The organism is Chitinophaga sp. NPDC101104, assembly GCF_050277495.1.
In the GTDB taxonomy this organism is placed as follows: domain Bacteria; phylum Bacteroidota; class Bacteroidia; order Chitinophagales; family Chitinophagaceae; genus Chitinophaga.
Genome location: NZ_JBNNSF010000001.1, coordinates 1181076 through 1193300, shown reverse-complemented (window position 1 = coordinate 1193300; position 12225 = coordinate 1181076). Strand labels below are relative to the sequence as shown.

The window sequence follows — 12225 nt, the reverse complement described above, 5'->3', positions numbered from 1 at the left end:
TTCTCCAGCCGGTCTAATTCTCCATGTGGCTCATTTAATACCGAAAGGTTCAGTATATAAAAATCCGGCGGGAAGCGGCACCTAAACTGGGGCTGCTTCTCAAGCCGGTCTAATTCTCCATGTGGCTCATTCAATACCGAAAGGTTCAGTATATAAAAATCCGGCGGGAAGCGGCACCTGATCCGGGGCTGCTTCTCTGGCCGGTACAATTCTCCATGTGGCCAGCAAGTGCATGGAGGCGCATGATGCTGTAAGACGGACAAGGTAAAAAAAGATGCCGGCTCAGACGAGACCGGCGTTATCATATTCCACGTCTACAGTAAAAAATTTAATCACTTTACATTATTAATTACAAACTACAGTTTAACTAACCATATTTCAGGATTGCGCACGGGCAGGTTGCGCAACACTTCTTCCACTTCCGAACCGTGCGGCAAACGCTCCCACAGCCGGAAATACGCTTCCTTCCCATAGGCCGCGGCCGCAAACAGGAGAAAGGGGTGCGCCATCGGCCATTCGTCCCAATACATCACGTCTTTCGCATATGGCCACGAATTTTTTTGCTGAACAAAAGGGTACATAAAGGAAATGCCTTTGCCGATCGACTTCCTTGCAGCGTCTTCGAATTGCCAAAGGTCCGCGCCGGGCTTGCTGAGGATCTGGCAGATAGTGCTCATGGCATCCAGGTTGAATAACGCATAACCGTAAGGTTTTGTTCGTCTCAATTCCAGCGGAAAACTGCCGTCGGCGGCCATTTGCGCGGGAAGCAAAATCTCCTTGTACCGGCGTTCGCAGAAATTCATCCACGCCGTGTCTTTCAAAAACGAGGAAAACGCCGCCACCTGCATCACCCAGCATGTGCCATGGTTGTTCTTCGCGTTCATTTCGTCTTTTCCGTAGGGATGCTCCGTCATCCACCGTAAATAATCCCTGAACCAGCGGCGCACGGCTTCCAGTTCCACACCTCTCAACACCCCGGCTTTTTCCATGATCCGCAATGCCTGCGCCACTTCCAGCAGATGAATGGTATCGATGATCCCGATCCCCCGGCCCGTGGCCCTCCCTTTGATCGCCTGCGCATACAGCAGATGCGGATGCATAAGGGTGGCGGTATCCGCGAACCAGGCGAGGATGTGTTTTTTCGCATGTTCCAGCCGTTCCTTCTTCCCGTCTGCTACATATGCCGCGGCCAACGCCCCCACCACCCTGCTGAAGCGAACCATCGCCTGGCGGTGCGCCACGAAGTTTTGGGGATTGGTCTGGCCGTCGCGCTGCACGTACGGACTATCCGGATGCTTCGGGTCCGGCCACCAGTAATCCCCTTCGGAGTAAAAATCGTGCTTGCCGCCGGCACTCCGGTCGCAGGAAGCCGCCGTTACGGTAACGGGCAGCTGTTGCATGGCCCACGCGGCTTCCGTGCGGACCTGATCGCGCCGTACGGCCAGTGCGCGTTTCAGCCAGCCATCGTCTGTTGCGGCGGCGGTTTGCAGCCACGCCAGGCCCAGGATTACGAATGCCGTTTTCTTCATGTGCTGTATAATTTCTTCGATCGTTTTTTTAACGTTTTTCATCCAGGCAGGCGCCACTCCATCTGCCGGAATTTCAGTGGTGTTTCGCCCGGTTGCAGCAGTTCCAGTTTCAGTTCGGCCGTCGTTCCATCCCGCAATTCCACTTCTCCGAGTTCTCCACCCGGCCCCGGCGTACCTTCGAGCAAGGTGTTGTCGGCACTGAGCCGGAAACGGGTGCCCCTGGGCGGCGCATCTTCGGCGAAGCGCAATACCACCTTATATTTCGCGGTCGCCTTTTGCCGGATTTTCCAGGTGAGGAACTGCGATCCGTTATTCCACTGCTGCGCGTAATCCTTGCCGGCCTTCCCGTCGCCATAGCTCCAGCCCTGGCCGTGCAGTTCGGCGTCGAAGGCGTGGAAGGTTTGCGGGACGCGGGGCTCCAGCAACCGGTGATCACCGGTTCTCATTTCGCCCTTCACGTCCAGGGCGATCACCGTGGCGGCAGTATCTTTCAATGTACCGTCAAGCCTTATCATTACGTCTTCCGGCCTGGTCCTGACCGTCTTCAGCTCCTTGCCATCGGCCAGCATCGTGGCTTTCCCGATTTCCGACCGCAATCCCGCCACTATGAGCCCGCCACCCGGCGGCGCCTGGAAAACATGGAGGTACAGGCGGTTACCCTTGCGCGTCACTTCGCCCCAGGATTGCACTGGGAGCGGCGAGGGCTGCGATCCATAAATGCTTTCGCCGTTCGTTTCCAGCCATTCACCGATCGCTTTGATGATCCGCACGTCCCGGGGATCGATGACGCCGTTGCCCATGGGCCCGATGTTCATCAAAAGGTTCCCGTTGCGCGCGGCAGCCTTGCTCAACAGGCGGATGAAAAACGCAGGCGGCTTGTGGCTTTCGTCGAACCGCGAATACCCGTAAGATTCGTTGGTAGTGGGAATCGCTTCCCAGTCACCTTCCACGGGATAAAACGCAGCGGGACGGTCGGCCGTATTCTTATAATCGCCGAAGGAAACGGCTGCACTGCGCGCCAGCCTGCCGTTCACCACCACCGCCGTATCCGTTTCCCGGATCGCGCGGAGGATACGGATGTTTTCGGAGAGGGGCAATTTATGCGGCGTATCGAACCAGAGAATATCCGGATGATAGCGTTGCAGCAATTCCTTTATCTGCGGGACCGATTTTTCGTTGACGTACTTCACCGCCTTCGGCAATAGCTCCGGGTGATGATCGTACCAATTGGTGCCGCCGAAAAGATTTTTATCGCCGCCGGGATTGTTGTAGTCCCAGTCGTTCCCCGGCGCATCGGGATGCTCCCAGTCGAAGGCGTGCGAATAATAAAACCCGAACCTGATCCCGTACTTCCTGCAAGCGTCCGCCAGTTCCTGCATGGGATCCCGCTGGAAGGCGGACTGCCGGAGGGTATAATCCCCGATCGCGGAGGGGTACATGGCCACGCCGTCGTGGTGCTTGGCCGTGATGATGAGGTATTTCATCCCCGCGTCGCGGATCGTTTTCACCCAGGTTTCGGCGTCGAACCCGGTGGGATTGAAAGGCTTCAGCAATTGTTCGGCGTATTCGGCGCGGGAGATTTTTTCTTTCCGCATGAGGTGTTCCGCATATCCGCCCACTTTTTTTCCTTTCCATAATCCGCCGGGAACGGAATAGACGCCCCAGTGGATGAAGCATCCGAAGCGCGCTTCGCGCCACCAGGCGATGCGCTGATCGTGCCCGGCCATGGAAGCCGTCCACCAGCCGTCCACCGCTTCGGCGATGGCCGCGCTGTCTCTCCTGGCGGCCTTTTGCATGAGGATGCCTTCGTCGTCTCCGGCGTACTGGGCCGTTGCCTGCAGGCTCCATGCGAGCCCCAATCCCGTGATCTAGGCCGTTCTTCTCATTTCGCTACGATCGTTGTTTTACCTTTTCTGATATGCACCGCCTGATCGGTCACCGCCGGCAGACGCAGTTCCGGGAGCTTGTCCGGTGCGGCGATGCGCTTGTTGACGGGGAACCCGTAATCTTTCAGGCCGCCGCTGGCTTCTTTAGCGGCCACCGGGGCTTCGATCTGTACGGGAACGTTCGTCCGGATGATCCTTCCGCCAGCGTCATTTGCCGAACGGATCTGCGCACTGGCGAGTTGCCCGTTTTTCCATTCGATATCCACTTCCATCCCACCTTTCACTTTCAATCCCTTCACACTGCCCGCCGGCCATGCGGATGGCAATGCGGGTAAGAGATGGATCACGCCGTCGTGGCTTTGCACGAGCATTTCCGTGATGCCAGACACCACCCCGAAATTCCCGTCGATCTGGAACGGCGGATGCGCATCGAACAGGTTGGCATAAGAACCGCCGCTGTTGTCGGCTACGCTGATGGAGTCGGTTTCGGCGAGGAACAATTGTTTATTGAGCATCGTATAGGCGTGGTCGCCATCTTCCAGGCGCGCCCACCAGTTGATCTTCCAGGCTTTCGACCATCCCGTTCCGCCATCTCCGCGCAACTCCAGGCTGCGTTTGGCCGCCGCGGCGAGACCGGGCTCACGCCGCGGCGTGATGGCATTTCCCGGGAAAAGGCCGTAGAGGTGGGAAAGGTGACGGTGCTTGTCTTTGGGATCGTCCCAATCGAGGTACCATTCCTGCAACTGACCGTACTGCCCGGCCTGGAAAGGATATAAATGCTTCAGTTTCTGTTTGATGCCCGACACCAGTTCCTTATCCCGCTTCAGCAGCGTGGCGGCCTGCGCGGTGCGGTTGAGCAGATCGTGGATGATGGACATATCCATCGTGGAAGCGATGCTCACGGAACCTTTGCGCGCGCCGGCGATGAGGAAATTGTTCTCCGGGGAGGTCGACGGGTTGGTCACCCAATTCCCGGCAGTGTCTTTCACGAGCCAGCCGAGCATGAATTCGGTGGCGCCTTTCATGAGCGGATAAGCTGTTTTTTCGAGGAAAACGCTGTCGCCCGTATAGGCATAATGTTCCCAAAGGTGCCGGCAGAGCCATGCGCCGGCCATGGGCCAGATGCCCCAACGCGGGTCGCCGCGCGGATCGCGCCAGTCGAAGCCGCCGGAAGGCGCGGTAATGGCCCAGATGTCGGCGTTATGGTGGACGGTCCAACCCTCCAGCCCGTAATTCACTTTCGCGGTCTTTTTCCCGTTTTCGGCGAGCTGCCCGATGAAATCGAACAGGGGCGCGGTGCATTCGGAAAGGTTGGCCGTTTCCGCCGGCCAGTAATTCATTTCGGTATTGATGTTCGTCGTATAGTTGGAGCCCCACGGCGGCTGCACTTTATCGTTCCAGATGCCCTGCAGGTTCATGGCCGGACCGCCCTTCCTTGAGCCGGCGATCATGAGATAGCGCCCGAATTGGTACAGCAATGTGGTGAGCTGCGGATCACGGTTGCCGCCGGCGCGGGTGTATTCCACGAGCCGCGTGTCTGTAGGCTTGCGGGCAGAAGAATCCACGCCCAGGTGAAGCTGGACGCGGCGGAACAGCGGTTGGTAATCTGCGAGGTGCCTTTGCAGCAGCGCCCCATATGCCAGGCCTTCCACTTTTTTCAGGGGCGCCAGCGCGGCGGAGTCCGCCCGCCGGCCATGCTTCACGGGATCTACGTTCGGACCGTTGAAGCCCGTGCCCATGGAAACGAGCAGCGTCACTTCCGTGGCGCCTTCGATGCGCAAACGGTCGCCGTCGGCAACGGAACGGCCGCCGGTGAGGCGCGCCTTTACGTGTACTTCATAAGGAATCCCGATGGCAGGATCGTATTCGATGGTGCGCTTTTCATATGGCCGGTGCGGCACGTACGAGGGGCATTGCCCTTTCATGACAAGATGATCGGCGGCGGATGCTGCAACCGTTGCCTTCATGGGGTTCCTGAACCCTGCCGTGAAGCTGAGCATACCTTTCCGGCTGCTTTTCCAGCGGATGACGAGCAATTGGTCTGGCCAGGAAACGAACATCTCCCGCGTGTATACGACGCCGTTAATAGTATAGGAAACTCTCGCCTGCGCCGAATTGAGGTCGAGCGAACGTTCATATTGGGTTGCAGGTGCGGTGTGGGAAGGCTTGAGGAACAGTCCGCCGAGTGTGAGGTACCTGGCGGAATAGGGCCCGAGCATGAGCCGGCTGAGCGAATCTGCTTTGAGGTATTCTCCGTTCCAGAGGGCCTGGCGAACGAGCGGGAGGGTATTATAGGCACCGGGATTGTTGCCTACGCCGGGGCCGCCGCTCCACAGGAACGCTTCGTTCAGCTGCAGTTGTTCTTCTTCCACGCCACCGAACACCATGGCCCCGATGCGCCCGTTGCCGATCGGCAGCGCCTGGTTCCAGTTGGCCGCGGGCTGGCGGTACCAAAGTTTCAGCAATGGGTCTTGCTGCTGCGCCGAAGCCGCCAGCGCGGCGAGGCACAACACACCTGTCATCCAGCCTTTCAATCTAATTATCATATCGTTGATACACTCATTTTTATCGCCGGGAAAAACCGCGAGCCACAGGCGTACGGCCAAAAAATACGTACAGCCCGTGAGCTCACGGATTACTTGAATGGATTGGAAAAGTACATGATACTACTTTTCATAACGCGGTGCCTTGCAGGGCATATAATAAAACGCTTTTTGTGCTTGTTTGCGCGACGTGTCTTTACATTTAAGCAAACGTTTGCAGGCATACAGGGAACATACATCAATGCGCTTCACTGCAAACGTGTCCCGAAATTATGCAATCGGTTGCATACAACAAAGCAGTTTTTTAACGGATACTGATACTGGATTCACATTCATAACGCGGGACTACTGAACCCCAATCGCCTCAACCCCGTTTTCACTTCCGGGCAACTCATGAAAAGCCGCCACAGCAGCCCGCTCCGGTAATTCTCGATCATCACTACGATCGGGCCCTGGTCGATGGCGAGATACTGATAGTCAAACCAGTTTACCGTTTCGTTGAAGGCATCGTAAAATCCGTATTCGCCCCAAAGCCGGTCGCCCAGCTTGTCGTAGAAATATCGCATGGCCTGCATGGAATATTCCGGTGTATAGGGAAACGATGATAAAGCCGCCGTAGGCGTGATCACACCGAGATCGTTCGTCGGGCTGTGCGCGTTGTAAAACTCATGGTTGTCGCTCGCGGTAAGGCCCCAGCAATCCGGCCCGTAGCCTTTGAATTGCTTTGGATTGTCGATGCAATATTGCCGGTTGATGAGCGTATGCGCTTTATTCTGTTCCCAGTAATCCGCGTATTGGTCTTTCAGGCCGCGCGGATCGAGGCCGAGGAAAGAATAATGTGCGAAGAACAGCGGCCCGCCGTACGGAAACCCCAGCGGCAACGTGATCCCGTAATATTGCCGTCCGTTCAGGAAATAATTGCTGACCGCCCAACCCTGGTGATACACCCGCGGCGAAACGGGGTACGTGGGCGAAGAAGCCGCCAGCACATACGCGATCAGACATTCGTTATAACCCCGCACCGCGTGGTTCATGGCCCATCCCTGGTTGGGCGACCAATGCCAGTACAGCACATCCTGCCCGCCCTGCGTGTACCAGCTCCACTCGGCTTCGCTCCACATCCATCCGATCTTGTCGCGCAGCTCGCGCTCTTTGGGAACATCGCGGTCGAAATACTGTCGAACGCACAGCAGGCCCTGCCACATGAAGGCCGATTCCACCAGGTCGCCGCCATCATCGCGGCGGGAGAAAGGCACCGTTTTCCCCGTGGCGCCATGCATCCAGTGCGGCCATATCCCGTGATAATGATCGGCTTTCAGGAGGAAGTTGACGATTTTGAGCATCCTGTCCAGCCCTTCATCGCGCGTGATGAATTTCCGCTCGATCCCCACCAGTATCGCCATCACCCCGAACCCCGAGCCGCCGATGGTCACGGTATCTGGCGTGGTGGTGCGCTCAGGCGCAAGACCGGACACGGGATGCGCGAATTTCCAGAAGTAACCGAACGTGCGCTGCTGCACGAGCGTCACCAAAGCAGTATCCCCCAGCTGCTGCCGGGGGATTTTTTTCTTTTGCTGCGCGCTCATCGCCAGGGGCGCCAACATCGCCGCGCATCCTATCAAAACACATCGGATATTCATCTTCATAACCTGCGTATTTCATCAATTATAACCCGGGTTCTGCGTCAGCCGGTTGCCGGAAAGCACGATCTGTTCCTGCGGGATGGGAAACAATTCGTTCTTGTTGTCCTGGAACGCTTTCCCGTGAGCCCGCAACACCTGCCCCGCGCGGCCGGTCCGCACCAGATCCCAGAACCGGTCGTGCTCCATCGCCAGCTCCACTCTCCGCTCCTTCCAGATTTTCTGCCGCAGGTCTGCCTGTCCCCCGTTCGTTGCCGGCGGAAGCCCGGCCCTTTTGCGGACGATGTTCAATTTGGCGAGCGCTTCCGCCCCGTTCCCCAGTTCGTTCGCCGCTTCGGCATATTGCAGGAGCAATTCGCCGAAACGCAATACGCGCAGGTTTTTCGGTGTACGGTCGGGACTGCCGCAATAGGGTTCCTGCGTGCGGCTGTGATACGCTTTGTAGTTGTAACGGTCGTTTTCCACGGAGTCGCGGCCGGGCACCCGGAACCCGTCCCACAACACGGTGCCGTTAGGCCGGATCGTGATGATGGTCGCGTCTTTGCGCTTATCCCCGGGCTCATAGGCCGCAGCCAGATCGGCCGTGGGATTGTTGAACCCGAACCCGAAATCCGTCCATCCCTTCCGCGCGCGGATGCCCTGGGAGTTGGCATACAGCTCGATGGCGGCGTTGCATGCGGCGTTGGTACCCGTCTGCACTTCAAAAATGGATTCGATGGAATTGGCGCCTTTCGCCCGCCAGATATCCGCGTAATTCGACAACGTATCGTACAGCCCCGAATTGATCACGGCCTGCGACAGTGTAAACGCTTTTTGCCAATCCTTCCGGTACAGGTATACCTTCCCGAGCAACATCTGCGCCGCGCCTTTGGTGACGCGCCCCGTTTGCGTGGCGCCTTTCACCGGCACGTTATCCACGGCGAACTGGAGATCGCCGATGATCAGCTGGTAAATTTCTTCGGCGGATGCGCGCGTCTGGAACTGGTCGGAATTCGCTTCGTCGGGCGTAGGCACGCGATCGAGCTTGGGAACGCCGCCGTAAGTGCGCACGAGGTTGAAGTAAAAATATCCGCGCAAAAACCGCACTTCGCCGATGAGCCGGTTTTTATCGGCGTCGGGCAACGGGCTCAGCGGCAGCTTGTCCAGCGCCTGGTTGCACCTGGCGATGCCCTGGTAAAGCCCGGTCCAGTAGTTCTGGATGATAGGATTGGTGGGCGTGAAAGTGAAATTATCGATCTGGAGCGCAGGCTCGTAATCCTGCGGGGTGCTGCCTTTATCGGCGTCGTCGCTGGAGATGCTCGTGAGGGTGATGAACTGCAGGCCGTGGATGTCTGGCCCGAACCCGCCGAGCCACATCACGTTATACACGCCATTCACAAGGTCTACCGCGGCGGTGGGATTGGTACGGATCTCTTCCTCCGTAACCCTGCCCTGCGGCGGGATATCGAGGAAGCTCTTTCCGCACGCGGTGTAGAGGATCCAGCAGCCGGTCAGCACAATGGGAATATAGATGAGTTTTTTCATGTCGCCGTTTTTAGAAGGTGATGTTCAGGCCCAGCGCAAAGGTGCGCGTGGTAGGGTACGGACTGAGCTCGATACCGGCTTCCAGCGGACTGCTGCTGTTTTGCAGGCTGAGGAAGCCGTCTTGCTTCGGATTGCTGGAAATCATTTCGGGGCTGAATCCGGAGAAGCGTTTGATGGTGAAAAGATTTTGCGAAGTGAGGTATACGCGGACCCTTTCGATCTTGATGTTATCGAGCAGGCTTTTCGGTAATTCGTACCCGAGCGTCACGTTGTTCAGCCGGAAGAAATTCCCCGATTCCACGAAGTAGGTGGATGCGGGCGTGTTGCCGTACAGCACGCGGGGATCGGTTGCAGACGGGCGGCTGGCGGTCCACCGGCGATCGGCGTATTTTGCTTCCACGTTGTCGGTCACTTCGTACCGGAACGCTTTTTTGCCGTTGTAGATTTTGTTGCCGGAGTTGCCGTAGAAATCGAGCCCGACGTCGAATCCTTTATATTTCAATCCTGCGTTGATGCCGTAATACAGCTTCGGCTGATAGGAACCGGCGTAGATGCGGTCCAGGTCGTTGATGCTGCCGTTGCCATCCACATCGCGGTATTGCAGATCGCCGGGCTGCGCGTTCGGTTGTATCTTTTGTCCGTTCTTATCGACATATGCGTCGATGGCGGCCTGATCGGGGAAAACGCCCATCGCGTCCAGCACAAAAAAGCTGCCGATCGCCTGGCCATTGTCCGTTTTGGTGATATTGCCCTGTTGCCCTACGCCGCCGCGGAAAAGCGGCTGGCCCTGGTTGAGGCCGGTCACTTCATTATGGTTGAGCGTGAGGTTGCCGCCGATGTTGTAGCTGAAATCTTCGGTGATATTATCTTTCCATCCCAGCGTGAATTCCCAGCCGCGGTTCACGAAGGAGCCGGCGTTGGTGGTGTATTCGTTGTCGGGATCGCCCAGCAGGCCGGGGATTTTCACGGTCACGAGCGCGTCTTTGGTCTTCTTGTTATAATAATTGACTTCGCCCGTGAGCCGGCTGTCGAGGAACGCGAATTCCAGTCCGAAGTCGTATTCTTCCGTGGTCTCCCATTTCAGGTTACGGTCTTTGATATCGGCGAGATTGGTGCCCAGCGTGGCGGCGCCGTTAAAGAAATACAGCAGGCCGGAATTGGCGGTGAGGATGTAGAGGTTGGACGCGATGTTGTCGTTCCCGATGCGCCCCCAGCTGCCGCGGAGCTTGAGGAAACTCAGCGCGCCGCCTTTCGGCATCCAGTCTTCCTCCGAAATCACCCATCCCGCGCCTACCGCCGGAAAATAACCGTTCCGGTTGGCGGAAGGGAAGCGCGACGACGCATCGTTACGGAACGAAACCGTCAACAGGTATTTGTCCGCATAACTGTAATTGACGCGCCCGAGCCACGACCGGCGGGCGTATTTATCGCCGTCGGCGGTGTTGGTGGAAGTGTTCGGATCGCCGGCGATGAGATACCACATATCCGGGCTGTTCGGCACATTCCTGCGCAAGCCTTCGAGGTAATTCCCTTCATATTCCTGCGACGTAAAGCCGGCCAGCACGGTAAGATCGTGCCGGTCGAACTTTTGCTGGAACGTGACCGTGTTATCCCAGATCCATTCCGTGCCTTCTTCCTTCACCATCGTGAGCTGGCTTTCCGGGCGCTGCTGGTTGCCGCCGGCCACGATGAACGTGGATTCGTTGTTGAGGAACGTCGCGTTGTAGCGCCGCCGGTTCTGGAAGCCCTGGTTGGCGCTGATGGAAGAGCGGAGCTTCAGGAATTCCCATGGACTGTATTCCAGGTACCCCGTTCCCTGCAGTCGGTTTTCCTTGTACCGGTCGTTGACTTTATCGATGGAAAGGATGGGATTGCCCACGTTCTGGAAAGCGGAAGTATTGCCGTATTTACCGTCGCGCTGAATGGGGATCACGGGCGCGGCGCGGTAGGTGTTGTTATAGACTTCGGCGAGGTTTACGTTTTGCGTGGTGTTGTGCATGTACGACGCCTGCATGACGAATTTCAGGTTGCTGGCGATGTTCCATTCGTTATTGGAACGGATGGTGAAGCGGTCGTATTTGTTTTGGCGGACGATCCCTTCATCGGTGAGATAGCCCGCGTTGAAATAATAAAGGAATTTTTCCGTGCCGCCGGAAAGCGACACGTTATGCGTTTGCTGGAGGCCCTTGCGCAGGAGCGCGCCGTACCAGTCGCTGTCTGCATTGTAATCCGGAATGGTGACGTTGGGGCCCGCGTCTTTCAGATAATCCGCGTATTGCGATGCATTGGCCATTTTCACGGGGTTAGACACTTCGCGCCAGCCCACCGTCATGTTGTAACTCACTTCCATCTTGCCTGCGCGGCCGCGCTTGGTGGTGATGATGATGACGCCGTTTGCGGCGCGCACACCGTAGATCGCGGAGGCGGACGCGTCTTTGAGCACGTCCATCGTGAGGATGTCTGCCGTGTTGATATTACGGATATCGTTCGTGAGCACGCCGTCCACTACATACAGCGGTTCCGCGCCCGCGAGCATGCTACCTGTACCGCGCACGCGCACCTGGGGCTGCGAGCCTGGGGCGCCGGAACTGACGATCTGCACGCCCGCCAGTTTGCCCTGAACGCCTTGCGTGGCGGTGTTGACGGGTTGTGCGGCGATGGCTTCGCCGCTGAGGCTGCCTACCGAACCGGTGAGGTCGCGCTTGCGGCGGGTACCGTATCCGACCACTACTACCTGGTTCAATTCACTGGCAGACGCTTCCAGCACCACGTCTATCACCGCGCGCCCGCCGAGCGGTATTTCCTGCGGCGTGTACCCGATATAACTGAATACCAGCACGGATGCCGGATCGGTGACATTGAGGGTGTAGGTGCCGTCTGGCTGCGTAACCGTGCCCTGGCTGGTGCCTTTGATCTGGATGGTGACCCCGGGCAAGGGGTTGCCGTCTTTGTCGCGCACCGTTCCCTTCACGGGGTCTGCCGGCGGACCGGCAAGGCCGGCCGTGGAAAGCAACAACAGCACTGCCACAAACATGTGTAAGCCTGGTTTCATACATCAATGTGTTTTGAATGTCAGAAAAATGGGTGATACAGCAGGAAAAGG

The 12225-nt window shown here is 57.5% G+C and carries 6 protein-coding genes; all 6 read right to left on the bottom strand.

Translation table 11 applies throughout. The features are described 5' to 3' along the window. Positions 1-356: 356 nt before the first annotated feature. The 6 genes from ACQKLP_RS04965 to ACQKLP_RS04940 all read right to left on the bottom strand — a co-directional run bounded on the left by ACQKLP_RS04965 (position 357) and on the right by ACQKLP_RS04940 (position 12174). Positions 357-1529 carry an alginate lyase family protein gene (locus ACQKLP_RS04965; RefSeq protein WP_427320627.1) on the bottom strand — a complete coding sequence of 391 codons (1173 nt, stop codon included), beginning with the start codon at positions 1527-1529 and terminating at the stop codon, positions 357-359. Positions 1530-1567: 38 nt separating this feature from the next. Then, positions 1568-3388: an alpha-L-fucosidase gene (locus ACQKLP_RS04960; RefSeq protein WP_427320625.1), complete on the bottom strand. Its 1821-nt coding sequence runs from the start codon at positions 3386-3388 to the stop codon at positions 1568-1570. A 23-nt stretch (positions 3389-3411) separates the two neighbouring features. After that, positions 3412-5961 carry a glycoside hydrolase family 95 protein gene (locus tag ACQKLP_RS04955; RefSeq protein ID WP_427320623.1) on the bottom strand — a complete coding sequence of 850 codons (2550 nt, stop codon included), beginning with the start codon at positions 5959-5961 and terminating at the stop codon, positions 3412-3414. A gap of 329 nt (positions 5962-6290) precedes the next feature. Beyond that, on the bottom strand, positions 6291-7604 hold the full coding sequence (locus ACQKLP_RS04950) for a glucoamylase family protein (RefSeq protein WP_427320621.1): 1314 nt from the start codon (positions 7602-7604) through the stop codon (positions 6291-6293). 15 nt (positions 7605-7619) lie between these two features. Continuing rightward, positions 7620-9122 carry a RagB/SusD family nutrient uptake outer membrane protein gene (locus ACQKLP_RS04945; protein WP_427320619.1) on the bottom strand — a complete coding sequence of 501 codons (1503 nt, stop codon included), beginning with the start codon at positions 9120-9122 and terminating at the stop codon, positions 7620-7622. A gap of 10 nt (positions 9123-9132) precedes the next feature. Further along, on the bottom strand, positions 9133-12174 hold the full coding sequence (locus tag ACQKLP_RS04940) for a SusC/RagA family TonB-linked outer membrane protein (protein WP_427320617.1): 3042 nt from the start codon (positions 12172-12174) through the stop codon (positions 9133-9135). Positions 12175-12225 lie beyond the last annotated feature (51 nt).